This window comes from Luminiphilus syltensis NOR5-1B, assembly GCF_000158175.1.
GTDB classification, from domain to species: Bacteria; Pseudomonadota; Gammaproteobacteria; order Pseudomonadales; family Halieaceae; genus Luminiphilus; species Luminiphilus syltensis.
In genome coordinates this window covers 1,484,702-1,511,138 of record NZ_DS999411.1, presented here as the reverse complement: position 1 = coordinate 1,511,138, position 26,437 = coordinate 1,484,702, and the positions used below count along the sequence as shown (strand labels likewise).

Genomic DNA, 26,437 nt, shown 5'->3' with positions numbered 1-26,437 from the left:
GTTCGGTTTGCGGAAACCCGTTAGCAATCTTCGGCTTACGGCCGCGATACCCACAGACCGACCTCGGATCGGTTCGGTCCTAGTTCGGTATCGGTGCTGAAGGAATAGCGTGAGCAGAAAATCCCTTACATTTCTTGCCCTTGCCGCACTCGACGCGACCTCTCCCCCATCCTCATAATCGATTGGTCGTAGGTTCAAGTCCTACCGGGCCCACCATCTTATTGATGGTGTATACCGCAGACATGGTTTACATCTGATACCGGGCACATGGTTTACACCGTTGCCGGTAAAAAGGGATTGGTGGCGGGCTCGACCCTTCCACAATCCTCGTCAAAGAATCCTAGATCAAAATCCATAAAGCTGACCAGCCAAATTTTGTCAGCAACTTCGCGTACCCCCACGACCTGACCGCTGAACACGATGCTGAGGTTGATCTTACGGTGGCCCATGCAAATGCGTCCGCACTTGGTGACCTTCACAGCTTTGTCGTGGAATGGGTACAGGGGCTCTTCGGCAGGCCGGTATTCCCGCACAGAAGGTGTAAATACTTCTGCAGGATATTGCCCGCCAAGTGCCTGATGGGGCCTCTCGTTGTTGTAAACCTCTATAAATCTGTCGAAGCGACCCTGCTGTTGTAAGAAATTGAAGGAAGCAGGCTTCGTTGCTTCTTTCTTCAGTGTCAGATGCATACGCTCATGACGCCCGTTTTGCTCTGGGTGGCCTGGCTTGATGCGCTCAATGTTAATGCCTAGCTTAAGCCACCAGATTGACAGCCGGCTCAGTCCGAAGAATGCGTTGGGCGAGGCAAACGGGATGCCGTTGTCGGTCCGAATGGCCTGCGGCAAACCATACTCCTTGAAGGCGTGTTCGAAGACATTGAAGGCAAGTGCCGACTTGGTGGAGTCGAGGCCTTCGCAGGCTAGGAGATATCGTGAGCGATAGTCAGTGATCGTCAGTGGGTAACAGTACTGACGGTTACCCAGTAGAAACTCACCCTTATAATCCGCACACCACAGCCCGTTCGGTACGGTAGCTTCACTCAGCGCTGTGCCCTGCGCTTTTCGGCGCCGACGCTTCTGGCGCTTTACCAGACCATTACGATCGAGAATGGCGTGCACCGTGCTCTTGGCCGGCGGATTCACCATCGGAAATTGCTTGATCAGCTTCTCTCGGATCTTGGGCGCGCCCCAGGACGGGTACTCCCGCTTGATCGCGAGAATTGCTCGCTCGATCTGAAACGGTAGTTTATTAGCATGCCTGTAGGGCCTTCGGCTCCGATCCTCGAGTCCCTTGGGGCCTAGCTCCTTGTATCGATTGTAGATCTTGTAGCCCGTGGGTCTGGAAATTCCAAACTCCTTGCAAAGGGCTGACATCTGCTCGCCATCAAGAAGACGAGCTACGAACCTGAGTCGTTCATGCCCATAAACAGGGGCAGGCCCTCCATCGGTTTACACTCCTTCCACGGCATCGGGAGTCCTCCTCCAAATGCCTTAATGTGTAAACCATGTCTCCGGTATATTGTGTAGCCTATGTCTCGCTACTCACATGATTTTTATAGGTTTTCTATAAGGTTCGCCAGCCGACTCCGAGCGCTGACTCATAGACTTGAGTCGGTAGGTGAATTGTTTCCAGCGCGGATAAGATAACATCGTTACATCGACCACTCCGGGGGCACCCATCGAGGTCACGCCATGCTGAATCGCGATCTGCTTATCATCCGGTACAAGAAGCCCTTCGTCGACTGGGTCAACGAAGCCGATCCTGACTCGGATGGGCTCCTGGTGACCCTGGACAGCGCGAACGAAGACTCGCCGGCCTACTTGATTCACGACTGCGCCAGTGAGCACTTTGAGGAATGGCTGGAGTTGTGCTACCTCCCAGTGTTCGAGAACCTTCTCCACGAGTGGTACGTCGATCCGACTCTCTGGCCGCAAGACCGGTCATTGGAACTTTTCAAGAATTGGTGCGACTTCCGCCTGCACAGTCTCATTCAGGATTGTGTCGATGGCCCGTTACTGGATGACGAGATTGCGTGAGACCGTCCCTTTTGGAGAACCCGCCGCAGTAGTAATCCTGCGTGGGATATTTTTGTTCTTTCCTTTAAACGGGCTTCGCAAATTCAGGTTAATGAATGCCGGTGTCCCCCGTTTATGATGAAGAACCCTTTACTTGGTAATACCTTGCCGGAGACTTATTCCACCTCAACCACTTTGGGCATGTCATACGTTCCGTCCACGATCGGAGCGTATGGGCCATAAAAGCGCGCGGTAAAGCGAAACCCTTTGGCCGCCGCCGGAAGCCAGTTCTTGGCCTTTTCCGGATCAGATGGCTTATCGTTCTGGATATAGATCACCAACTCGCCATCCTTGGCCGTGAGTTCACCCGATTCCAACATGAAGCTGTTGATAGTGTAGCGGTTGATCTCATTAGCCACGAAATACCCGTCGGAGCTGTAGATTGGGATAGACCAGAACTGCGTGACAGGCGGTAGATCGTTCATGTCGAAGGTTAAGGTGTATTTGTTCGCGCCAGACAGCGGCTTGCCTTCGGAATCGGTGAACAGGAACGCACCACCATGTGAGATGTTCTTGTCTGGTGCCGCCCAGGCTGCATCGGCAATGATCGCGCGGTCCATCCAGCGGGTTTCAAAGCCACCATCATTGCGCACAACTCCCCAGCCATTCATATTGATCATGTTGGTCTTTAGCGTCTTGCGGACGTTTTCAAACCCGGCCTTGAACCCGGCCTCGATTGCAGTTTGCTGGTCGGCTGTCAGTTCGGCCCAGTCAAAGCTCAGGCCCTTGCCGATGTTGAATGTCTCAAGCTGCTTGAGCATGTCGGCCTCCATGACCGAATCCTTCAACGTTGGCATGGTCGGATCGTTCAGGATGACACTGAGCAGGGTGAAATATTGCTCGGCGGTCTGTTTGTCGACCTGGCCGAACTGATATTCAGGCAAACCATCGGGAATGAGGAAATCGCCCTTGACGATTTTTCTGTCGGCCTGAGGGATACCCTTTTTGCCATTGGCCAGCCAGTCGGCTAGTGGCGTGATGGTCACCTGATCCTGATATCCGTTGATGATATTAATCTCAGCATCGGTCCCGGTTTTGTTGGCCATCCGCACAACACCATAAGCGGTGAAGGCCGGCCATTGCACGATGTCGGTGGTCGGGAAATCGGCGGGGACATTACCGGTAAAACCTGGCGGCACCAGAATATATTTGCGCGCCTGGGTACCATTGAAGGGCGAGCCGACGATCATCCGGAAAATGCCGTACTGATCCATGATCTGGACACTGAAATAACGGTCGGTGATCTCGGGCACTTCGATAACGACTGGACCCGCGCGTAGATCAAGAAAACCGGCGCCATAAAGCGTGGTCGCGTTCGGCGTTACCACTGGGTAGTCGGGCGTGATCTGCTTACGCACCCAGGAAAACTGGTTCAGGCCTGCATAGACGATGTTGTCCTCGGTATCATTCTGGGTGTATGTCCAGCGCTGACCATAATAAATCGCCTGTTGCAGGCCATAGATATAGGCCTGCTCGGCCACGGCTTCGGCCTCTTTAAGCGATGGCGCTTGGGCGCTCTGCGCGCTGACCGCGACACCTATAAACGAAGTGGCAACAGCCAGATTGACAATCATTCTTTTCGCCGATTGCATCAGCACCCACTTACGAGGTGTTCCGAGGCCACCAAGAATGCTGGCGCTTGCAACGACGTCCGGGTTATCCGACTGTTTCATGAGTTCGTCCCTTTGATAATTGACAGGTTGATTTTCATAGTGATTTTGGTGTGGTTAATTTCTATCGGGTTGGTTCAGTCGGTCACCAACTCGATTTCGCCGGGTCGCCAGCTCTGGTCGATCCAGGACTCGAGCGGGCCGTACATGCGCAGGATCGTGAACCAGCTCTTGCCCGGACCAGTCTGGAGCCAATTGCCCTCCTTGCCTTCGGGCGGCTCTGGCGCAAAGTAGAGATCATAGGAGCCATCCGGATTTTTTCGGATACCTTCGTCCTGGCTGCCGACGGTGGGAAACGTCTGACTGGTTTGCAGCAGTGAGCGCGTCTGGGTGTCGTAGAGCGTGACCGCCCAGAAGTTGTTGACTGGCACATTGGACGGCAGCCGAAGTCTGTAGGTCTTCGCGCCGTCCAAGGGCTTCATGTCCGCATCCAGATAGGCCAGGGCGTAGTCGGAGCCTGCTCCCGGGGTCGTCGTCGCCATGGCAGGTGTAACGCCAGTCGCGTTGAAGTAGAACAGCGGTCGCGCGTCCATGCCCATCGCTCCATCTGCTTCAAAGGACGTGTTCTTGTTGGCGTAAGCCATCGTCCAGGCGCTGTTCGTGTCGGGATAGATGAAGACACCATCGATTCGCGGCTGGTAGGTAATGGCGCGAGCGGTGGCGTTCCCAATTGTCGCCGCTTCGTTCAGCAGCTTTTTCATGCGGGCATCGGGGTTGAACGGTTTGCCTTTGACGATGCCGATTGCGGCCAGTTGTCCGCGCATTTCGGGACCGATCGCATCGATCGGTTCGACCTGGACCAGCTCGCTGAGATCCTCGAAAAAGCTAATGTCACGGGTGACGATGGTGCTGTAGCTCTTGCCGGAAATATTAATGAACTCGGTGGCAGGAGGGTCGCCTGCTTTGGCGAGCGGGTAGATTCGGAGCTTCGACTTGATGTTCGCAACCGCGGGCTCCAGCCCGTTGGCGATGGAGCCGCGCAGGAACATCAGATTGTTGTAGGTGGGGAGCTTGACGGTAAAGTATCCCTCAGGCTCCTCACCGCTGTAGCCCGGAGGAAGCAACAGATACTTGCCCCCCTTGCCCATGTCCGGGCCGATCACGCCGAGGTTGGCGATGAAGCGGAACCAGGCATCATCCAGGAATCCCAACATGCCGGGAGGCAGTTCGACAACCAGCGGTCCATCGGTTTTCAGGTCCAGGTAGGTAAGCGCATACAGGGTCGACGTGTTGCCGGTCAGATAGAGCGATGCAGGCTTCAGGAGCTGTTCGGTAATGGTGACCTTGTTGGATGCATCGGCACCTATGCCGGCATTGCCGATACGCATGGCGTTGAGTGATGCGGCTCCATGGTTGTTCAGATAAACCTCGACGCCCCGCATCCGGTCGAGATTGTCGTATAGCTTGTTGATCGTGGCATCGGTCGGCACGCCGTCGAAAAATTCTAGCGTGCCGATGCTTGTCTCGACCTTTGCGGGAATCGAGATCGCGTCCAGTTCGGCGTCTGAGACCTGTGCAGACGCCGCAACTCCAGCAAAAAATGCAAGAAATGCAGTTACGAAAAACAACCGGCAAATCATGACCCTTCCCCTGAAATATGACGCTGCATGATTATTTGACCAACTCGATCTCGCCGGGGCGCCAGCTCTGGTCGATCCAGGACTCGAGCGGGCCGTACATGCGCAGGATCGTGAACCAGCTCTTGCCCGGAACACTCTGGAGCCAATTGCCTTCTTTGCCTTCCGGCGCCTTCGGACCGAAGTAGATGTCATAGGAGCCGTCGGCATTCGCGGTCATGCCGTTGGTCTGACTGCCGATGGTCGGATATGGCTGCCCGGTCTGGAGCTGCGAGCGAGTCTGGGTGTCGTACAGCGTGACCGCCCAGAAGTCCTTGACCGGAACATCCTTGGGTAGAGTGAGCTTGTAGGTCTTCGCACCGTCGAACGCCTGCTGGTTGGCGTCAAGAAAGGCCAGGGCGTAATCCGAACCCGCGCCGGCCTTCGTGGTAGCCATCGCCGGCGTCACGCCACCTGCATTGAAGTAATAGACTACCCGTGCATCGAGATTCATCGTTCCGTCCGCCTCGAAGCTCGTATTCTTGTTGGCAAAGGCGGTGGACCAGACGCTTTCTGGATTGTCCGGATATATCCGCACGCCGTCGATACGGGGTTGGTAAGTGATGGCACGTGCTGTGGCATTGGCCAGTGTCGCAGCCTCGGTCAGCAGCTTTTTCATGCGCTCATCGGGGGCAAATGGCTGACCTTTGGCGATCCCTATTGCCGCAATCGAGCCGCGCACTTCGGGGTCGATCGCATCGATCGGTTCTTCCTGAATGATCTGGTTCAGAATCTCGAAATAGCTGTAGTCACTGGGGAAAACGGTATTGAATGCCTTTTTCGATACGTTTTGAAATGCGGTTTCGACCGGGCTTGCATCATCTTTCAGCGGATAGACCTTGAGGTTGGCGGTGATGTTCTTGACGGCAGGATCAAGCCCCTTCGCGATCGAGCCACGCAGGAATAGGAAGTTCCGGTTAGTCGGGGGTTTGAGCAGGAAATACCCGTCAGGTATGTCGCCAGTATAGCCCGGAGGCACGACAAGGTATTTGCCACCCTTGCCCCGATCCGGCCCGGTGACGCCCATGTTGCCGACAAACCGCTGCCAGGCGTCGTTGAGAAAACCCAGCATCCCGGGCGGGACCTCGATTACAGTTGGGCCATCCTCGGCAAGATCGGTATAGGTATAGGCGTAGAGCGTCGACGTGTTGGCCGTGACCACGAGGGTCTGGGAATCCATCAACTCCGCAAAAAGGGCGATCCGGTTCGCGCCCCTGGCGCCGGCATCGGCCAGGCCCTCGCGCACGGTGTACATAGACACAGCACCGATATTGTCGAGGAATACCTGCATGCCGCGCATGCGGTCGAGATTGTCATAGACGGTAGCGACGGTGTCGTCGGTCGGAACCCCGTCAAAGAATTCCAGCGTACCGATCGCGGTCTGAACCTTGTCGGGGATGGAGATCGCCTCGAGCTGATTAGACGTTACCTCCCCATACGCAGGGGCGACGGCGGCGGCTAATGCTATTACCGTTATAGCGGTTAGGCGTATCATCAGTGGACTCTCCTCGGACAAACATCACTTTTTCTGAAGGGCAGAACTGCTGCGAAATTACATTTTTCAAAGCCAAAAGCCATTTTGCCGGAGTTACGGCTACCACCGTGATCCATTCTGCAAATGAACTCCTACTGAGGTTTCGGCACTGATCGGCAGAAACCAAACCTGTTAATAGACTGCACGAAGTTTACATTGTAATGTGGACCTTTAGTAGCTGCTGGCCTTAGAGAACGCTTTGTCGCTTCCTAGAAAGCAGGGTTCGAACTAAGCGCTACTCGCTGCGTAACAATGGAAGCGAACTTTTGTATTGGAGATAAACAGTGATGAATAAAAAGATAATTGCCGCGTTAATGCTACTCAGCTTCGCTCAGGTCCCAGCCTACGCAAATGGAGATGACCGGCAAGAGCGACGTGAGGAACGCGGCCGTTCCGATGAAAGACAAGACCGGCGTGACTGTCGGCAAGATGAAGGCCGAGTTGGCAAAGACAAGCGCGACTGCAAGCAAGAGGAAGTTCGCGACGGGGTCCGCGGCAAACAGGGCAAACGTCTCGGCAATGACAAAGACGATAACGACGACAAAGAACAAAAAGAAGACGATTAACAAGATAGGCCACAAAAGGGTATTGGCAAATTAACTTCGCTAATTCGATGAAAATCTAGTCCACTACCTGAAGCCACAGCTCGGCTCGGTTCTGCCAAGTTAACTCAGGCAGAATGCAGAAATCCGCTCGTTCATCTCAAGTAACCGCTCTATTCCATTCTTCAAACGCACTTGTCCTGAGATCTCGATAATGCTGAGCTCGCAGAAGGTGTCTGCCCAGATTGAAGAGATTAGACACAGCAGCGTGGGCAGTAACAAATCGCTGCGCCTGCTTCATCGACTTGAATCGCCGCATTGCTCGCTCCCTCAACCTGGTCGCCTCATGCCCATAAAGCGGGGCAGACTCTGTGATTGCTCAGCCCGGTTATTCTCATACTGCTCGGTGCTATGGATCGTGTCAGGAATCAGTTCTCGATGAGCAACACCATAACTACGCAGTTTGTCTGTAATGATTTTCCTGGGCGCTCCTCCGTAGCTTCGCAACAGGCGTTTGAAGAAGCGCTTAGCTTGTAGATACCCGTCAACGACTTCGCCGTCCTGATCAACTGCCCGCCAAAGATAATGCTGCTTACCGTTGATCCCCACGAAGACTTCATCAATGTAGAAGGTATCGCCGTAGCCACGGTGTTTTCGTCTCAATCTCCGCGCATAAATAGTGCCGAACTTGATGCAGGGCCTACCCCATGAGCGTAGCGAGTGCTTTGGGTACCAAAGGCGAATCGCTTCGCGGCTGACAGTGATGCCGCGCTCAGCCAAGAGATCTTCAATATCCCGGTGGCTTAGATTGAAGCGGTAGTAGAGCCAAACTGCATAACTGATAATTTCGGGTGGAAATCGGTGGCGTTTATAAGTATCCATGCGCGGAGTCTACCGAACAGGGTCAGTTGACTTGCCAGTATCGTTTATGAGCATTCATCACCGAATGATCTCATTTCAGTGGGTTAACCTGTCAGTACCGGGGCAATCGCTGGCTGCTCTAGGAGTAGGCTAGAAATCTCGACAAACCAGGGCGAAAGCGCTAGCGAACAGCGGCTTGTATGCTAGCATCAAATTTTTTGGAGATGCAGTCGATGGCCAGTCGTAGAACCTTAAGCAAGCTCGTATTTTTATTGGGTTTTATGACCCTCTCAAGCTTCGTTCTCGCAGCGCCGTTTACAACGACATATACAAGCACTATCTTAGGGTCGGAGTCGGTGGGTCCCTTTAATCAGGGCGAACAGTTTACGATCTCAATTGTCCTGGATAACGGCGGAACCACGGCAATTTCCCAAACTTGGACACCTGCTGAAGTAGTGGCCATTTCTTTCATCATGAATGACGCACCAAACGTCATCACCACAGTATATTCTCCTGTAGTGTTCAGTAATTCCCCTACCGGATCGTTTGTGACCGACGCAGGGGGCGTTTTGACGGCGTTGCCCGAGCTGCAAGATGTCGATCCTGGCGGTCTTGCCGTTCCTGGATTTTCCACGGTAGCGTCAACCAATGATCCGGCTACTCCGGGAGCTTTTTTTATTAATGGCGACAATCCAGTTTATTACAATTTAGACGGCGACCGAGCAGGTATGACGAATGCTGCCAACAATGTTCTAGCAGCTAACTGGTCGAGACCTGCCGCGCCGGTAGCGGCACCGACAACGCAAACCATCAACGGCATCGTGGGTACCGCCATCACAGCCTCGACCACTTTGACGGCCACTAACTTCGCCGGCGATGTCACCTACGCAGTGAGTCCAGCATTACCTGCTGGCTTGTCACTCGACACCACCACCGGTGTCATATCCGGCACACCAACCGCCACCCAGGCGTCCACTGACCACATCATTACCGGCACAGGTGCCACGAGTGGCAGTGCTACAACCACGGTCACCATCACAGTGGTAGAAGTATCTGAGGCCCTCTCTACCTTCACGGCGAGTACGTCATCAGTAGTCGCCGGTAGTGAGGCAGCACTGACCGTAGCCGTTCGGGACACCGCTGGAGATCCAGTGTCTGGACTCCCCGTCACACTGGCCGTTGAGAATGCGTCCATAGACGCCTCCCTAGTCAGTATCACCACAAGTCCAACTGACACTGATGCTAGTGGCGAAGCCCTATTCACCGTGGCCAGTAGCGTCGCTCAGGAGGTGGAATTCCGTGCAACCTTCAACCCAGATTTATTTGTATCGGTCACTTGGACTGCAACGCCAGTCCCCAGTATGCCCTTCTTCGGCCTACTGGCCCTAGGCGGCCTGCTGGGTCTGTTCGGAATACGCCAACTTAAGGCGTAACGGCACCGGCAGAATCCGAGAGCCCAGCAGTGACCCTGTTGGGCTTTTTCTTTTCAGGGGAGCGCTGTGTCCCTTCCTGCCACATAGGTTTTAACAGCCGACTGCGGGTCGGTGGGTGCCTGCGTGGGACATCGGTGTTCTATCCATTAAACGACCTTCGCAAATTCGGTGCAATGGCTGCCAGTGTGCCCCGTTTATGATGAAGAGCCGGCCAGTCGTTGACAAGTGGTGTGACAACCTGCTTCGCTACTCAGAAATGAAATAACGTTGGGCGGAGTCAAGTGATGGGTATGTCAAAGGCAAGATATTTCCTGACAGGTTTAGCGCTGTGCGCTGGTTCTGCTTTCGGCGTCACTGATACTTACACTTATACGGGAGCGGCAGAAACCTTCGTCGTTCCTACAGGTGTTACCTCCGTCACTATTGAGGCATGGGGTGCCCAGGGAGGTATGAGTGACCCTGTTACAGACAACCTTGGCGGCTATGCCAAGGGTGATCTCTCCGTTTCACCGGGGGATGTTCTAAATATTTATGTTGGTGGACAGCCCTCTGGCGAGCAGGGCGGGTTCAATGGGGGCGGGGCCGGCGATAGCCTTGGGGCCGGTGGGGGTGGTGCGTCTGATGTGCGAACTGCCGGCAATACCCTTAGCGACCGTGTAATTGTAGCCGGTGGCGGCGGTGGCGGCGGTGAGTGGAATGGGCAAAATGTCATCGGAGGCGTTGGCGGTGGGTTGACTGGAGGAGATGGATCCAGACTATCGTTTAACCCTGGAGGTGGCGGTGGAACCCAAACGGCTAGTGCGAATGGTACTTGTCGCTCTTTGAACAACCCAATTGTGGCAGGCGGTTTTGGTTTTGGAGGTACTACAGCAGGCGTCGGTTGCGGCTGTGAAGGCTATGGCGGCGGCGGCGGCTGGTATGGCGGAGGCGGCAGTGGTAACTGTCGTGGCGGTGGCGGCGGATCGTCCTACATACAGGGTCTGGCCAATGGCTCCACTACTGCAGGCGTCAGAGCAGGAAATGGCGAAATTCAGATCACCTATACCGCCTCGGCATCCTCACCCGTAATAGGGCTCGCCAAGCAAGCGGGTGCGGTAAGCAGTGTTGGAAGCGGGGTTTATCAAACAGACATCACCCTGATTGTTGAAAATCTTGGTGATGTGGCGCTGAGCAATGTGCAGGTTGCCGATGTTCTCTCCACGACATTCCCCGCTCCTGCAACCTTTACCGTGTCGTCTGGTCCGATCGCGACCGGAACCTTGACCACCAATGCGGGTTTTGATGGGGATGGCGACACTAATCTTTTGATGGCCGGGTCTTCAAGCCTGGCAATTGGTGCGTTCGCGCAGGTTTCTTTTACGGTACAGTTCTCACCTAATGGCCTGTCGGGACCATTTTCCAATCAAGCGGAAGCCAGCGCCGAAGGCCCATCCAACACAACCAACGACACCTCTGACGATGGTGTGGACCCCGATCCGAACGGAAATGGCAACCCAGATGAAGCTGGCGAGAATGATCCAACGCCAATAGTTATTCCCTCTCCTCCAGATCCGGATTCTGATGGTGATGGCGTCTTTGATTCGGTAGATGAGTTCCCAGAAGATCCAGTTGAAAGCGTCGATAGTGATGGCGACGGTATTGGGGATAATGGCGATGCCGGGGGTAGTGGTGTCGGAATTGTATTGAGTGGCGTAGACCGCACTTGCGCATTCAATGGTCCCGTTACTGGGTCAGCAGTCTCGACCGTTGGTGCTCCTGGCGTTCCATTCCCAACGCAGCTCGCCTTCCAAATTGATGGGTGCGGTAGCCCGGTACAGATCTCAGCGAAATTTGGAAATCCGTTGCCAGCGGGAAGCGTTGCCTACAAGCGAAGTGCGGCGGGTGTATGGACCGCGATACCGGGTGCTGTTGTCAGTGGCGATACGATCACCTACTCCATCGAAGATGGCGGCCCCCTGGACTCGGACGGAATCGTCAATGACTCAATTACGGATCCGGTGACGGCAGTAGTCCCCTTTTCCACACCGATTCCAGCACTCCCTGTGTGGGCGTACATGATTTTGGCAATGTCAATGCTTTTACTGGCGTTTCGTTTTCGTAGGCAACGGAATGTTTTTCGCTGACTTCTGGCGCCTGGCTGGCGGATACCCCATGGTCCGCGAAGGGCGTCAAAGGGGCTATCTGGGCGCCTGATGAGATAGCCGATCTGTTGCTTGCCAGCGTTTAGGGGTCAACCTCCAGTTCGGGAAGGTACCGTGTCAAACCTGCGTGGGACATCGGGTGTTCTCTCCATTAAACGAACTTCGCAAATTCAGTTTAATGAATGCCGGTGTCCCTTTTAATGATGGAGAGCCAGCACAATTTGGCAATGCAGGTACGGCATTGACGGCACATGGCAGCGAGTCTCTACGAAGAAACGCAATCGTGATGAAGCCATTGAAAGTGCGAAGGAGTTATACCTCGAGGCGAAGATACGGCAGCGCGATAACCTCCCGACTATCACACGGCGCTTTAGCGATATCGCGAAACTCGCCATCAAGCGCATGAACGATGAGATCGCACTAGGGAACGGCAAAAACAGTTACTCGGAGTACATACAAGCAATCAACCTATATCTAATACCGACCTTCAAACACCAAAAGATCACGAGTATCGACGAACAAGCACTTCAAGAGCTTAACGCGAAACGTGCGGCAATCATGCAAAAAGCACCTACTCGCAGCACTATCGCCTCTCATAACGCCGCTCTGAATAAAGTTTTTGACGAAGCCGTGATAAGGGGCTTTTTGACGAGCTCAAATCGACCTCCACTGAAAGCTGTTGGTGTAACAAGGAAAAGGCGACCAGACTTTTCATTGGAAGAAATCAACCTCTTACTCGAAGGGATAGAGGAATGGATCGCTGCGGCTACGAAAGAGAAAAGCCTCGAGCTACGACAGCTGCTAGGGGATTATATCGAGTTACTGCTAGACACAGGCGCAAGACCAGGTGTCGAGCTAATGCAGCTTAAATGGAATCAGATTAAGTACCACATAGCACCAGAAACCGAAAAAACTAGTGATGCATATACAGCCGCCGAGCTAGGCGAAGAAGGTGTAGACGCTCTTAGCAGCGACGAATATGACAATGCGCAAAAACAACAACACGACATCAATGCGCACCTCGAAATAAACGTTAGCGGGAAAACGGGGAGGCGGACAATCATAGCGAACAAACGAAGTATCAAAGCTTTGACACGCATCGCTCGTAGGAACTTTTCTGGAAAAGGTCGTGTTCTACACCCCTTGTCGCACGTGATTCGCGCGGACAATGAACATTATGTAATTCGAACCAAGACTGGTATCGAACCAACGTCATTTGCAAAGCTATTCGATTCGCTACTTTAATTTATGGAATTACGAATTTTTCCGATTACAAACCAAAAGCGTGTGCTATACAGCTTACGACACACATATGCGACATTTGCTCTGACATACGACAAAGTGCCTGTGCATACATTGGCTGTACAAATGGGGACAAGCGTCATAATGATTGAAAAACACTGCAGCCACTTAAAAGTACTAAATGCGAGAAAGCAGCTTCGCGGCACGGAAACATATAAGCTTATTGGGAGTAGCGCTCCAATAAAGGAATAGTTGCTAAAGCAAGAAAAGAAGAACGGTTGAACATAAAGCACTACGCGAAGGACATTTAGTCGACACATCGAAATGCAAGAGACTCGCCGAACCCCTCTGCGCAAGCATTAACTGATAAAAGGTGAGCAAACCTCATAGAGGCCGGGCAACACTGTAAGATATCGATATAGACGCAGGCCTCAGTGCGCTGCTTCGGTTCTTGATTGCAATCTCGATATTTCAGGTTTAATCGCTTCATGGAGCGTTGGGGCAGCACCAAAAGCTGGCACATACCGTTCTATCGCGAATTGATTGTTGTGGAAAAACGCCTGAGTAGGCGCAGAGGAGTAATCATCAATGAGTAATAAAATAACGAGACGTGACTTCCTCGACGGCATCGCGCTGTCAGTAGCCGGTGCCGCGCTCGCCCCTTTTGCATCACGGGCACAAACTTCAACAGTAAGACCGGGCACCGCCGCATACTACCCGCCGATACTCACCGGTATGCGCGGCAGCCATGATGGTTCCTATGAAGTCGCGCATGCGCTGGCGAGAGAAGGCAAGCGCCCAGTAGCCTACCAGCGCATCGACGAGGAATTCGATCTCGTGGTTGTTGGCGCCGGTATCAGCGGCCTCGCTGCCGCGTACGCTTACGGAAAGCGAGCGGGGACCGGTGCGAAAATCCTGGTGCTCGACAATCACGATGATTTCGGCGGTCACGCCAAGCGCAACGAGTTTCATATCAAGGGGCGAATGCTCCTGAGCTTTGGTGGCAGTATCAATCTTGAAGAGGCCGCAATGAGTGAGGCCGCTCATGGACTGCTGGAGGAGATTGGTATTGATTTTGAGGCGCTTCAGCACGCAGGCCCTGACAACTATTTACTCAGTAATGGTACCGCGCCCTACGGCCTATACCTCAGCGAGGCGCAGTACGGAAAACCGCAGCTGATAAACGAGGCCTGGGCAAAAGCACTATTGGACGAAGGTGATGTCACCGCGGCGATTGAATCCCTGAATATTCCCGCCAGCGACAAACCGGCGCTGGTCAGTTTAATCTCGGGGGACTCAAATTTTCTTCCCGGTCTGGATATAGCGGAGTTGGACCATTATCTGCATCAGACGAGCTACGCTCAATTTCTTACGGAAAAGGTTGGACTATCGCCACTGGGCGCCAGGCTTTATGAACCGATCATTCGAGCTATTTTTGGCGTCGGTATCGAGGCAGTGTCCGTCAGCGAAGCACTGAAGCTGGGAGCACCCGGGCTTTATTCGGTGGGGCTGCCTGACTCGATGGTAGCGCCCGATGATCCCGAGAGCGAAAACGCCGCCCGCAACCCAATGTTTCCTGATGGCAATGCCTCAGTCGCCCGATTGCTGGTAAGAAAACTGATCCCCTCCATCGCATCGGGTGATTCCATGACCGATATTGCCGCGGCGAAATTCGACTACTCGCAACTTGATGCCGACACGTCCCTTGTGCGTATTCGCCTGAACAGCACCGCTGTACATGCTGTCAATGTCGATGGGGACGTGGTGGATGTCTCGTACGTAACGGAGGGCAAGGCTTATACAGTGCGAGGCAGGCGTTGTATTCTAGCGGGTTACAACGGAATGATTCCCCACCTGTGCCCCGAACTACCCGAAGTGCAAAAGGGGAATCTCACCTACGGCGTGAAGGCGCCCTTCATTTGGGCCAACGTTTTGCTGAAGTCAGGCGCTGCCATCAGGCAGGGCGGTGCCTCCGTTTACCAGTGCCCCGGTAGTTTCTTCGAGCTTGTATCCCACGCCCCTCCGGTGACGCTCGGCGATTACCAGCCACCCGACGACCAGGAAGAACCTATGGTGTGTTTTATGGGTCATGTGCCAACACCCGAGGGAGATCCGGGGCAGTCGGCGAGAGAGCTTTACCGGCTCGGCAGGCATCGGATTCTCGCCACACCGTTCTCCGACTACGAGTCAGAAATACGCGCTCAACTCGATGGGATGTTCGGCCAATTCGGCTTTAACGCCAACACCGACATTGCGGCGATAACAGTCAATCGCTGGTCGCATGGTTACGCCTATGAGTATCTGGATCTACACGATCCCAAGTGGGAGCCAGGGCAGGCACCCCACGAAATTGGCCGGAGACCTATTGGTCGAATCAGTATCGCCAATTCCGACTCGGAAGCTTATGCCTACGTTCACGCTGCGATTGATGCCGCTTTACGTTCGGTGAATGAAGTCCTCGGCTAAATTTGCGAAGCGCTAAGACACGGTGTTGCTACCAGCCTGGCGTTTTCAGGGTCATCCACCGGCTCTTCGCTAGCCTTTACTGCGGCACAATGTGCCGGGTTCGTTGCGGTAAAAAGTGTCCTTTGTGCGGCGTTACGCAAGAGACGGTCAAGCTGTAATAAATATTTGATCGCACGGCTTCATGAACCTAAGCCGTTGTTCATTAACTATCGATCATTAAGAAGGGTTACAAAAATGGCGAGCAAAAAGTTAGCGCACAAATCTGCCGTTGTCGTCGTGTTTTTAGCACTACTAACACTAACTCCTACCATTTCGCACGCGAGCTATGCGATCTATGTCGGCAAAAACCTTACAGATGATGGCAGTGTGCTTATAGGCGGATCGGGAGACGAGGTATCGAGTCACTGGCTTGAGGTTGTTCCGGCCGATCGCTTTCCGGCGGGTACCACAATAAAGGTTGGGGTCGACGAGACCGCAAATATGCCGGGGAAATATATTCAGATTCCTCAAGCGTTGCGGACCTTTCGCTACCTCACGATGAATTATTCGGACTATGAGGGCTTTCCTCCTCCCATAACCAATGGAGGATTGAACGAAAACAACGTTGCTGGTCGTGACGTCTGGTCGCCTTCACGCCCAGAGCTCATTGCGATGACGCCAAACCCCCAGACAGGGCCGAGCTACAGCGATTTGTCTCGCATTGCGATGGAGCGCGCCCGCTCCGCTCGCGAGGCAGTTGAGATCGTGGGTAAGCTGATTGATGAGTATGGGTACTCAACGTATGGCGGCAATTCCCACATGTTTGCAGATGAAAATGAAGGCTGGGTCCTGATTAATTTTGCAGGGGGGAAGGGATTATGGATCGCACAACGACTTGGGCCAGATGAAATCCGCGTTTCATACCCCGGTGACATAGGAAACATCCCACTGAACTTTCAAGAAGACCCCAACTACATGGGATCTCAAAATTTCATTGAATTCGCCGTTGAGCAAGGCTGGTTCGATCCTGATGCGGGAGAGCCATTCAATGTAACGGCGGTCTACGGAGAGGATTTTGCACAATATCCGAGGGACGAGTTGGAGCAGGAACTTAGGCAGTCCGCCCCAATCAGTCTAAGGCAAATGTTAGATGCGGTACGCGATCCGCGCCTCTCAAAAGACACAACAGGTTACGGTCAGGTTGCGCATCTTCGTGCGGGCGTGCGACCAGAGAATCGAACCCTTTGGGTGGCGGCGACTGGGTCGATAACCACTCCCTTCGTTCCCTACCGAATTGGCGTTCAGAGCATTCCCATGGAGTTTGGTAAGCATCGATATCTGACCAAAGGCGAAGCCACTCGATTTGTAACGCCCGATTGGCAAATTCAGGAAGCAACGGAATTTGCCGGGCGCTCCTTCAAACGCCTCATGTACTTTACTTGTGACCACCCTGAAAAATTCCTTCCGGAAGTGACTGAGGCACTCACTGCATTTGAAGATCAGCTCATCGCAGATACGGTCTCTGTGGAACAGACTTCAAATGCTCTTTTCGACAGCGGACACGAGGAATTGGCACTTAAGTATCTCACTGAATACTCTGATAAAGCCGCCAGCTCTGCATTGGCGCTTGGCAATGCCCTCCTAGGCAGCATTGAGGCAAGAACTCGGCTGTTGTTTGGGCTGCGATCGCCAGAAACAAATGAACTGAGCCGACTCGATTACGATAACGGAATCGTAAAGTGTGAGTAATATCGAAGTCGCACCAAGGAAGCTTGGCTTTTTTCGGTTCAGACAAGTTAACTTTTCCAGACCAGCAGTTATTGGCCTCCAGAGTCAAGCAACCGCCCTACTCCATTCATTGAATGCACTGATCCTCAGATCCCGATAATGCTTTGCCTTGACCAAGTGCCTTCCCAAATTGAATAGATTAGACACGGCAGCATGGACACCGAGAAATCTCTGAGCCTGCCTTACCGACTTGAAGTTACGCATCCCCCGCTCCCTCACCCTGGTCGCCTCATACCCATGAAGCGGGGCAGACCCTGTGATTGCTCAGCCCGGTTATTCTCATACTGCTCGGTGCTATGGATCGTGTCAGGAATCAGTTCTCGATGGGCAACGCCATAGCTGCGTAGTTTGTCTGTCACTATTTTTCTTGGCTCTGTTCCGTGGCTTCGTAACAGGCGCTTAAAGAAGCGTTTGGCTGCCACCCCATCACGCTTCGCTTGAAGATACACATCAACGACCTCGCCATCTTGGTCTACAGCTCGCCACAGGAAGTGCTGCTTACCGTTGATTTTCACGAAGACTTCATCAATGTAGAAAGTGTCGCCGTATCCTGTGTGATTTCGTTTCAGCCGGCGGGTATAAATGGCCCCAAACTTAATGCGCCACAGTCGGATCGCCTCGCGGCTGACGATGATTCCTCGCTCAGCCAGAAGGTCTTCAATATCGCGGTGGCTTAGATTGAAACGAAAGTACAGCCAGACGGCGTAGCTGATGATGTCAGGCGGGAATCTGTGGCGCTTGTAGGTATTCATCTACGGATTCTACCAATTACGGTTACTTTACTTGGCAGTATCATAGTAAAGCCAGACGGCGTAACTGATGACGGCTGCAGGGAATCGGTGTCGTTTATACGTATTCATGAGCCGATTTTATCAATTTCGGGCTGTTAACTTGTCAGTACCTGTTCGACCTTAAGCCGTTTCCGCAAAATCAGTTTGATGAATGCTGGTGTCGCCCTTTAGAGATGAAGAGCCTAACCCCCACATGTGCCAGCCAGGGCAATAAACCAACAAGCAGCAGGAACGCCCATACAGGCAAGGCCGGAATAGATTCCGGAGGATGGCTGACGCCTACAAGACGCCCGGCACCCGCGGGGTCGACAATGGTTCCGTCAACCGTCCCATCCTCATCGTCAGCGCCACCGTCGGTGAGGGAGTAGCTTACAGATGTAGCACCAAGTGATGTCGCCAGGGCACGCCAGGGCGCTCCGACCTTCCAGACCTGTGTGCCATCCGGCACGGGCACGCCATAGTCGATAGTCACGCTTACGGACGCGCCAGGCTGGCAGCCCCCGATGGTGAACCGCGTCAGGCCGTCGAGCAACTCCAGGCTGGCTGGTGCCCCCGCGGCCGCGCTTGCCGGAATAAACTGGGGCGTACCGACAAACGCACAGCGCGGATCCTGAGTAATGAAGCTAAGGGTTCCCGTTGTACCCGACGGCAGCGGTCCGCTGAAACTGCGGATCAGATCAACGCCAGCCCCCTGCAGCGAAAGCGTGACCGGGCTGCCCGCGGCATTGGTGCTGATATTAATGACCTGGCTGGCTGATCCCGTTACAGCGGGGCTGAAGGTGTAGGCGAGAGAGCAGTTTGAACTCGAAGCCAGGGTGAATGGTACGGATCCGCAGCTTCCTCCCGTGAGCGCGAAGGGCGCATTGGCAGACGTGATGCCGGCGATATCCAGCGGCGCAATGCCCGTGTTTGACAGAATGACCGTCTTGACCGTACTGCGGCCGCCGCTTTCCACATCGCCGAAGTCGAGAACGCTGGCGCCTATCGTAAGCTCCGGAACATTGCCCGGCGCCGGGGCCCGCACCGGCAACGAGGCACTAATGTCTGCGCTCTCTGAAGGATCATAGGTGACCGTCGCGACCGCCTCTATCGTGGGCGTAAGCGAGAGGGTTCTAACCTCAACGACCAGAGATGCCACCCCGTCTGAAGGGGAAAAATCGCCCAGATCCCAGCTAACCGTTCTAGCGCCTGCATCGATAATCCCGCCGGAATTTGCCGTAAGGATATCCACGTTGTTGGGCAACTGTTCAACCACCGCTAGACTGGTCGCGGGCGCGCTGCCAACATTCGCCAGTTCGACATCGAACGCCACGATCTCACCAAGGAGCGCTTCGGAGGCCGGGGAGCCGATGCCGCCGATCAGCAGCGGGCTGCTTGAGACCCGGACTCCGGTCGCATCGGACACCGCCGCCGCGTTGTCTGCATCGAGGCCGACGAGGCTCGACAGGGTCGCACCATTGAATGCTATGTTCGGGGCGGTTACGGTGAAAGAGCGGGTCAGCGTGTCGCCCGCTGCGAGGGTGCCGATGGCCCATCCCACAAATTCCGTGGTGTTGTCATACGCGCCGCCATCGCTGGCGAGGACAAAGCTTGAGGAGGGCGGCACGGAAGCCGCAAGCTGTACTGAGGTGGCGTCGGCGTTGCCTGAGTTCGACAGCGTTACCTCGAAGACGGCGCCGCCGCCGGCCGGCACCGGGTCGGGCGTCGCCTGAATGCGGACCTCAAGCTCAGCCTGACTCTTCAGTTTGGTCACGAGAGAATCACTGACCGGCGCGGTGCCCGAAGCCCCAATGCTCGCCTTGGCAATCACGCTCGTATCTCCAGGCGTGCCAACGGGCACCTGCAGTAACAGCTCAACGAAACCCGATCCTCCGACCGGAATGTCGCCGAGATCCCAGGTTACCACTGCACCCGTTTCACTCCCACCGTCAGAGGCAGATACAAAGTCCAGAGGTGAGGTCACAGGGCTCGTCAGCGAAACATCCGCCGCAACCGCATTTCCCGTGTTCGAGTAGGACAGGGTGTAAACGAGGGTGTCTCCGGGCGAGGCGCCTGCCGGTCCATTCAGGGACAACGCGAGTCGAGGGCTACTGCTGACCTCAACCACCGACACAGCAGAAACATTCGCCGCGTTGTCCGCCACTGCCGAAGCCGTATTGATCAGCTCGGTACCGTTGGGGATGCCTACTGCCACAGGGACGCTATAATCGAAGACTTGGGTAGCTCCGGGCGCCAGGCTCACGACGTTCCAGGTGATCGTGCCTTTAGCAGCATCATATCGCCCCCCTTGGCCGATCACCGATGGTGCACTACCAGGCGATAACTGATCGATTACCCTGGTATTTCGCGCCACATCACTGCCCCGGTTGGCAAGCTGAAGTGAGTAGCCCACAGTTTGTCCAGCTAATACGACGCGCTCCGGGTTACTGGATACAGTGAGTGCCAGATCAGGATTACTGCTGACATTGGCCGTCGACTGCGCGGTTTGGCTTTGAGTGCCTTTGGCAAGAATCGCCGAGGTGTTTACCAACTTAGTACCATCAGGCAGGAGCCCATTGACCTGGACCTTTACCGTCTGCGAACCCTGAGCGCCCGCCGCCAGATCACCGAGACTCCACCCGACGCTGTTGGATGACTGGACGTAGTTGCCATTGCCCGAGGCGGTGACAAAGGTCACGTCGCCGGGGAGGATGTCGAAGATCACGGCGTTGGGGGCGATGTCGGTGCCCGAGTTACCGTAGCTAATCTTGTAGGTAAGCGTGTCCCCGGGCTGCACATCAAGGGCCGATGCCTGCTTACTGATCTCCAGTACGGGCTCGCTGGCCACGAGGGTGAACACAGCGTCGCTGACTGCATCGACGCCATTTGCAAGCGCATAAGCCGCGTTGAGGAGCGCCGTGCCGTTGGGCAATGGACTGTCGACGGCGACGGTGACCTTTATCGACCCCTCCCCCCCCGCGGGCAGCTCTCCAAGATCCCAGAAGGCGAGCCCGTTGGACACCGACGCTGGCGCGGGAGATGCCGAGACGATCTGGGCTTGGTAGGGAAGGTCATCCACGATGACCAAAGGGGTAGCGACGTCAAACCCCGTGTTGCGATACGTGAGTGTGTAGGTGAGGGTCTCACCGGCTTCGACGACGTTGGCCGATGCCGTCTTCACGATCTCGAGAGCTGGGCCGCTAACCACTGTGGCAACGGCATCAGCGACGATTGGAGAAGGGGCCTGCTGATCAAAGGTGATAGCCGCTTCATTGATAAGTTCCGTACCGTCGGCTACTGGCGTGTCCACCGAGGCGTTGAGCGAGACAGACCCACTTTGCCCCGCCGCAAGATCAGGCAAGTTCCACGTCACTAAGGACCCCGATACCTGCCCGTTACCACTGTCGCTGACCAGCGTGAGTCCAGCAGGGAGGGTATTTTGGAGCTTCACTCCCGTCGCCACCCCCGTCCCGATATTTTCATAGCTAATCGTGAATACCGCGTACGCCCCAGCGTCCACAAACGCCTCAGCCGCAGCCATTTGAAGATTCAGAAGCGGATTGGTGGTTACCGTTACCCCGACAGGTTCCGCGGCGACGTCCGCCACCTCGTTGCTAGTAAGGCGGGCGCCATTCGGCAGAAGGACACCATCCGACACCGAGCCCACTTCAACCTCCACTACCAAAGAACCACCGGTGTTTGGTCTGACAGTTCCGATATTCCAAGTCACAACCTGACCCGCCGTGATGCCGCCGCCCGTTGCAGAGACGGGGTTCAACCGGCCATCCAGAGTGTCGGTGATCACCACCCCCGTTGCGTCAACAGCACCATCGTTCGCATAGTTAATCGTATAAGTGAAGACTTCTCCCGGCTCCACAACGTCAATCGAGGCGGATTTCTCCAGGGTGAGCGCAGGGAGAGGAACGGGCGGATCAACTTCTACCTCCACAGGAGGCGTTTTTACAGGGCTGGTACACGACTTATTTCGGTTGCCGCTTCTAATACTTGCCGCCGCGACAAGCAGGCTGGAAGGAGGTGTACCAGCACTGATCCGAACTGTAACCTTTTTCTTCACGATTCTGTTTGGCGGAACGCTCCCCAAACTCCAGGTCACCCTGCTACCCGTGACTTGGCCAGTCGGCGCTACAACGTCGGTAACTCCACTCGGGAGATCAAGCATCAGAGTAGCCTGCGGGCAGGCGCTCCCCACCTCCCGAAATGTCAGGTAGTACTCAAGGTTTCCACTCGCGGTTGCCGACCCAGGATCGATAGCAGTTAGGCGGAGACCTGGTGGAGGGAGTGGTTCTGACGCGAAACGATTCGCGTGGGCCCCGGCAGAAAAAACCAAGAGCAGGACCAGAAAGACACGTATAGCCATCGTTTCACACCATTACACGACAGATTTCAACAGACCACCTGTGTGCGATTTATGTTTACGCAAGTATTGCATCGTAATCGCCCGAAACCTTATACCGCAAAATAGCACACGCCTCAAAAGTCAGACACATGCGCACCGCAACGATGGTCCATCATTATCCGAAGCATAGGCGTTTGAAGAAGCGTTTAGCAGCAGCGCCGCCACGCTTCGCTTGTAGATACACATCCACCACCTCACCATCCTGATCCACTGCTCGCCACAGGTAGTGCTGCTTATCGTTGATCTTTACGAATACTTCATCGAAGTAGAAGGTGTCCCCATAGCCTCGGTGTTTTCGTCTCAATCTCCGCGCATAAATAGTGCCGAACTTGATGCAGGGCCTACCCCATGAGCGTAGCGAGTGCTTTGGGTACCAAAGGCGAATCGCTTCGCGGCTGACAGTGATGCCGCGCTCAGCCAAGAGATCTTCAATATCCCGGTGGCTTAGATTGAAGCGGTAGTAGAGCCAAACTGCATAACTGATAATTTCGGGTGGGAATCGGTGGCGTTTATAAGTATCCATGCGCGGAGCCTACCGAACAGGGTCAGTTAACTTGCCAGTACCTTTATAGGTAGTCATCAGCCGATTCTACCAACCCGGCCCGGTTAATTTGGCAATACCCCTGGTGCAGCTTTCTGACACTCAGAGTTAGTTTTTGCAGTTATTGCAAAATATGCGTCAGCTGGCAATAATCCGTTTGAAAGGAGAGTCCAACCATGAAGCGAATTGTAGTCACCTGCCTACTTTGTATCAGCTGTTTACCGGTTTTTGCCGGTGTAACCATCACGCCTATCAGTACTGAGCGTATCGATGAGATAGCTGAGCAAACACTGCAGCAGTATGGGATTCCGGGCGTGGCTATTGCTGTGGTACAGCCCACAGAAGACGCCTATACCATGGGTTACGGGGTGCAACGCTTCGATCGAACAAAACCAGTGGATGAGAGCACACTGTTTGGTATCGGTTCTATTTCCAAGGCCTTTACCGGCACCGCATTGGCTCAACTGGTCGCCCAAGGCAAATTAGACTGGCGCGATAGCGTAATAGACCACCTTCCCAACTTTCGAATGGCAGACCCCTGGGTAACACGCGAGTTTCAGGTGCGTGACTTGCTGACCCACCGCTCCGGTCTGGCGCCTTATGCCGGTGATCTCGTGATTCTCACCGAAACCAAATCCAACCGCGAGAACATCTACAAAGCATTGGCCAATTTGCCAGCTGCTACCAGTTTTCGCACAGATTTTGCTTACGACAATTTGTTGTATGTCGTGGCCGGCGATTTAATTGAGACGCTTTCGGGTAAAAGCTGGGGAGATTATATCGACCAGCATATTTTCTCCGCGCTCAATATGGAGGCATGCGCACCGTCCCATGCGGATATTCCGGCCAGCGCCGAGGTAGCCCGTGCCCATGCGGTGGCCGACGGCAAAATGCAGCTTGTTGACCTGCCACTGCCCGAAGTGATCCAAGCCGCTGGTGGTATCTATTGTGATGCCGTGGGCATGAGCCAGTGGCTGCAGTTCAATTTGGGAATGAATAAGAAGGCGCAAGAATCACTGCTGAGCGAGGATGGTATTCAGTCATTGAGAGAGCCAATCACCCCCATGACTGTCAGTCCTGACAACATTCGCTACGGAAACAGCAGTTTTTCGGCCTATGGGCTTGGCTGGTTTTTGCAAGATAGCTATGGCGCATTACAGGCACAGCACGGTGGGGGCCTGCCCGGTATGGTGAGCTATATAAGCGTGTTCCCGGAACAGGGTCTGGGCATTATGGTGATGACGAACCGCGGTTCAGGCGCTGCCAGAGCCATTGGTAGGCAGCTGGCTGAAGAGGCATTTTCAGCCAAACCCAGAGACATCATTACGGCATTGGCTCCCGCTCCCGAGGACACGCATCAAACGGAGGTACAAGGAGGCACTACTTCAAAGAAAAAGACTGAGGGAGTGCGCCCAGCACAGGCGCTAGAGGAATATGTCGGTGTTTATCGAGATGCCTGGTTTGGGGACGTTGTTGTCACCTTACGCGAGGGACAGTTGCATCTAAATCTTGGTTCAAACGATCTGTCGGGCCCCGTGGAACATATCAGCGGCGATCGATTTTTAGTCCACTGGGCCAATCGTGGACTACAGGCGGATGCCTATATTAATTTTCAGCAGAGCGCTACCGGCGGTGTCGCGTCCGCCACTATGAAAGCGGTGTCTGCAGCTACAGACCCCTCATTTAACTTCCATGATTTGAAGTTGATACGAGTCGAGAAGTAGGTGAGCAAGCGATCAAAGAAGCAGGGAAGCACAACCACACCGAGCCACTCTGTCGGCGAGCGATTACGTGAACTGCGCAAGCAACGCAAACTTACCCTGGAAGCGCTGTCAGAGAAGTCAGGAATTTCCATTTCATCCTTGTCCAGAATTGAAAACACCCGGCTATCGTTGAATGTGGAAAAAATCCATACGTTGGCGGAGGCTCTGGATGTTGCGGCAGAGGTTTTTTTAGGCTCGAAGCTTTCGACAACTTTGCCGGTAAAGCCAGTTGGCGAGCCGCGGCTAAGCATTGATAGGCACCGAAGCCGAGACTCCATTCGAGAAGCAGAATTATCGCAACAGTTTCTGTTCCCCGATATTCACGACAGTAAGTTGGACTGCATTGTCTTTGAGATTGATCCAGTGTCCATTTGGGAGTCAGAGTTCGTGTCCCATCCGGGAGAAAAAGTTCTCTATGTCATCGAAGGCGATTTGCTCATCTACATTCAGGGGCGTTCTCCGGTGTTGTTAGAGTCGGGTGATAGCCTGTTTATGGACGGACATATCTGGCATTCAACGGTTGCTGCAAATAGTAAGCCTGCCAGGGTGTTCACGGTTTACAGCCCAAACGGGTTACCTCCGACTGCCGCTGGAGCCAACTCCGGTGATTTCGAATCCCGGCGTTTTACCGCCGATGAATGGTCCGAGTTGAACGCCTAACCCGGCTCTGAAAATTTTTCGGTATTAGCAAATTGCTTGCTATAAGTGCAGCAGTAGTCACAAACAAAGATTTATGGTGGGAGCCAGATAAGGTGAAACTTTCCGCTGAGAAGCGATTTATAGAACTGAATGGGTCGTTTCGGGTGGCCTTTGGCACCTTGAACGGGCTGGACATCGTCGCGGTTGAAATACGAGATGGTGAGCATGTCGGTCGAGGGGAATGTTGCCCAATGGGGATCTATGGCCAGCATGCAGACCAGACATTGGCCGAAATCAAGGCGGTTATCCCTCTACTGGAGGCAGATAACTACAGCCGAGAGTCTCTTCAGAACCTACTCCCCGCGAAAGCCGCACGCAACGCTATTGACTGTGCGCTGTGGGATTTAGAGGCCAAACGCAGCGGCAAGTCGGTCTGGGAATTGGCGAATGTTTCACCTAAAGCGCGTTTGGATTCTGATGTTTCCATCGGCATTGGAACACCTGCTGAAACTACTGCAAAGGCCATAGACTTGCGCGGTGCAAGTTGCATCAAATTAAAACTGGGTGGCGAAGATGACCTGGGCTGCGTACGAGCAGTTCGAGACACACTGCCAGACACGCCTTTATTTGTAGACGTCAATTGCGGTTGGAATCTGCAGCAACTCAATGAACTTTCACCCCAGTTACATCAGTTGGGTGTGTTTATGATTGAGCAACCTCTGGCCATAGGCCGTGATGAAGAACTAGACGCCTATACAGGACCCGTCGCGTTGTGTGCCGATGAGTCCTGTCACGATCGCAGCGACCTGCCTCTTTTAAAAGAACGTTATCAGTACATCAATATCAAACTGGACAAAACCGGCGGCCTCACCGAGGCCTTGTCGCTTGCCAACGCCGCCAAAGGTAGCGGTTTCAGACTTATGGTGGGCTGCATGCTGGGAACCGGTGTTGCCATGGCAC

15 protein-coding genes and 3 pseudogenes are annotated in these 26,437 nt (G+C 54.2%); 10 read left to right on the top strand and 8 right to left on the bottom strand.

Annotated elements, in window-relative coordinates; genetic code table 11:
* Nucleotides 1–272: 272 nt before the first annotated feature.
* A complete protein-coding gene (locus NOR51B_RS06680; RefSeq protein ID WP_009019470.1) occupies nt 273–1,373 on the bottom strand; it encodes an IS481 family transposase in 1,101 nt (366 codons plus the stop codon).
* A 318-nt stretch (nt 1,374–1,691) separates the two neighbouring features.
* Between NOR51B_RS06680 and NOR51B_RS06675 the strand changes: the two genes are divergently transcribed.
* Nucleotides 1,692–2,036 (top strand): hypothetical protein, encoded by a 345-nt coding sequence (locus NOR51B_RS06675; RefSeq protein ID WP_009020591.1) that lies wholly within the window; start codon nt 1,692–1,694, stop codon nt 2,034–2,036.
* Nucleotides 2,037–2,191: 155 nt separating this feature from the next.
* On the opposite strand, the gene NOR51B_RS06670 is transcribed toward NOR51B_RS06675, so the two are convergent.
* From NOR51B_RS06670 to NOR51B_RS06660, 3 genes are all read right to left on the bottom strand, one after another.
* Nucleotides 2,192–3,748, bottom strand: a complete 1,557-nt coding sequence (locus NOR51B_RS06670; RefSeq protein WP_009019418.1) for a DUF1254 domain-containing protein — start codon at nt 3,746–3,748, stop codon at nt 2,192–2,194.
* Nucleotides 3,749–3,822: 74 nt separating this feature from the next.
* A complete protein-coding gene (locus tag NOR51B_RS06665) occupies nt 3,823–5,325 on the bottom strand; it encodes a DUF1254 domain-containing protein (RefSeq protein WP_009020603.1) in 1,503 nt (500 codons plus the stop codon).
* A 31-nt stretch (nt 5,326–5,356) separates the two neighbouring features.
* Nucleotides 5,357–6,856 carry a DUF1254 domain-containing protein gene (locus NOR51B_RS06660; RefSeq protein ID WP_009019809.1) on the bottom strand — a complete coding sequence of 500 codons (1,500 nt, stop codon included), beginning with the start codon at nt 6,854–6,856 and terminating at the stop codon, nt 5,357–5,359.
* A gap of 326 nt (nt 6,857–7,182) precedes the next feature.
* On the opposite strand from NOR51B_RS06660, the gene NOR51B_RS06655 reads away from it, so the two are divergent.
* Nucleotides 7,183–7,461, top strand: a complete 279-nt coding sequence (locus NOR51B_RS06655; RefSeq protein WP_154647627.1) for a hypothetical protein — start codon at nt 7,183–7,185, stop codon at nt 7,459–7,461.
* Between the two features lie 136 nt (nt 7,462–7,597).
* On the opposite strand, the pseudogene NOR51B_RS06650 reads toward NOR51B_RS06655, so the two are convergent.
* Nucleotides 7,598–8,319: pseudogene (locus tag NOR51B_RS06650) on the bottom strand (IS6 family transposase).
* Nucleotides 8,320–8,531: 212 nt separating this feature from the next.
* Here NOR51B_RS06650 and NOR51B_RS06645 point away from each other — a divergent pair.
* From NOR51B_RS06645 to NOR51B_RS06625, 5 genes are all read left to right on the top strand, one after another.
* Complete coding sequence (locus NOR51B_RS06645) at nt 8,532–9,731, top strand: putative Ig domain-containing protein (protein ID WP_040481880.1); 1,200 nt, start codon at nt 8,532–8,534, stop codon at nt 9,729–9,731.
* Nucleotides 9,732–10,021: 290 nt separating this feature from the next.
* Entirely contained in the window at nt 10,022–11,854 is a 1,833-nt protein-coding gene (locus tag NOR51B_RS14920) for a glycine-rich protein (RefSeq protein ID WP_230198419.1), read from the top strand.
* A 420-nt stretch (nt 11,855–12,274) separates the two neighbouring features.
* The gene (locus NOR51B_RS14915) at nt 12,275–13,117 is read left to right on the top strand and encodes a site-specific integrase (protein WP_009020515.1); all 843 of its coding nucleotides are present in this window, start codon (nt 12,275–12,277) and stop codon (nt 13,115–13,117) included.
* Between the two features lie 585 nt (nt 13,118–13,702).
* Nucleotides 13,703–15,580, top strand: a complete 1,878-nt coding sequence (locus tag NOR51B_RS06630) for an FAD-dependent oxidoreductase (protein ID WP_009021339.1) — start codon at nt 13,703–13,705, stop codon at nt 15,578–15,580.
* A gap of 234 nt (nt 15,581–15,814) precedes the next feature.
* Nucleotides 15,815–17,308, top strand: a complete 1,494-nt coding sequence (locus NOR51B_RS06625; RefSeq protein ID WP_009018955.1) for a C69 family dipeptidase — start codon at nt 15,815–15,817, stop codon at nt 17,306–17,308.
* Between the two features lie 84 nt (nt 17,309–17,392).
* Here NOR51B_RS06625 and NOR51B_RS06620 read toward each other — a convergent pair.
* The 3 genes and pseudogenes from NOR51B_RS06620 to NOR51B_RS06610 form a co-directional block, all read right to left on the bottom strand.
* A pseudogene (locus NOR51B_RS06620) lies at nt 17,393–18,099 on the bottom strand (IS6 family transposase).
* Nucleotides 18,100–18,277: 178 nt separating this feature from the next.
* On the bottom strand, nt 18,278–22,066 hold the full coding sequence (locus tag NOR51B_RS06615; RefSeq protein ID WP_230198418.1) for a choice-of-anchor U domain-containing protein: 3,789 nt from the start codon (nt 22,064–22,066) through the stop codon (nt 18,278–18,280).
* Nucleotides 22,067–22,661: 595 nt separating this feature from the next.
* Nucleotides 22,662–23,057: pseudogene (locus NOR51B_RS06610) on the bottom strand (IS6 family transposase); the annotation flags it as partial.
* Between the two features lie 194 nt (nt 23,058–23,251).
* Between NOR51B_RS06610 and NOR51B_RS06605 the strand changes: the two are divergent.
* From NOR51B_RS06605 to NOR51B_RS06595, 3 genes are all read left to right on the top strand, one after another.
* Nucleotides 23,252–24,799, top strand: coding sequence for a serine hydrolase (locus tag NOR51B_RS06605; protein ID WP_009019593.1), 1,548 nt, complete (start codon nt 23,252–23,254; stop codon nt 24,797–24,799).
* Nucleotides 24,800–25,498 carry a helix-turn-helix domain-containing protein gene (locus NOR51B_RS06600; protein WP_040481879.1) on the top strand — a complete coding sequence of 233 codons (699 nt, stop codon included), beginning with the start codon at nt 24,800–24,802 and terminating at the stop codon, nt 25,496–25,498.
* 92 nt (nt 25,499–25,590) lie between these two features.
* On the top strand, nt 25,591–26,437 hold an 847-nt coding region (locus tag NOR51B_RS06595; protein ID WP_040481878.1), incomplete at its 3' end, for a dipeptide epimerase.

Coding starts and splice junctions, on each gene's coding strand:
- NOR51B_RS06680 (WP_009019470.1), bottom strand. CDS start 1,373: ATGTCAGCCCTTTGCAAGGAGTTTGGAATTTCCAGACCCACGGGCTAC.
- NOR51B_RS06675 (WP_009020591.1), top strand. CDS start 1,692: ATGCTGAATCGCGATCTGCTTATCATCCGGTACAAGAAGCCCTTCGTC.
- NOR51B_RS06670 (WP_009019418.1), bottom strand. CDS start 3,748: ATGAAACAGTCGGATAACCCGGACGTCGTTGCAAGCGCCAGCATTCTT.
- NOR51B_RS06665 (WP_009020603.1), bottom strand. CDS start 5,325: ATGATTTGCCGGTTGTTTTTCGTAACTGCATTTCTTGCATTTTTTGCT.
- NOR51B_RS06660 (WP_009019809.1), bottom strand. CDS start 6,856: ATGATACGCCTAACCGCTATAACGGTAATAGCATTAGCCGCCGCCGTC.
- NOR51B_RS06655 (WP_154647627.1), top strand. CDS start 7,183: ATGAATAAAAAGATAATTGCCGCGTTAATGCTACTCAGCTTCGCTCAG.
- NOR51B_RS06645 (WP_040481880.1), top strand. CDS start 8,532: ATGGCCAGTCGTAGAACCTTAAGCAAGCTCGTATTTTTATTGGGTTTT.
- NOR51B_RS14920 (WP_230198419.1), top strand. CDS start 10,022: ATGTCAAAGGCAAGATATTTCCTGACAGGTTTAGCGCTGTGCGCTGGT.
- NOR51B_RS14915 (WP_009020515.1), top strand. CDS start 12,275: ATGAACGATGAGATCGCACTAGGGAACGGCAAAAACAGTTACTCGGAG.
- NOR51B_RS06630 (WP_009021339.1), top strand. CDS start 13,703: ATGAGTAATAAAATAACGAGACGTGACTTCCTCGACGGCATCGCGCTG.
- NOR51B_RS06625 (WP_009018955.1), top strand. CDS start 15,815: ATGGCGAGCAAAAAGTTAGCGCACAAATCTGCCGTTGTCGTCGTGTTT.
- NOR51B_RS06605 (WP_009019593.1), top strand. CDS start 23,252: ATGAAGCGAATTGTAGTCACCTGCCTACTTTGTATCAGCTGTTTACCG.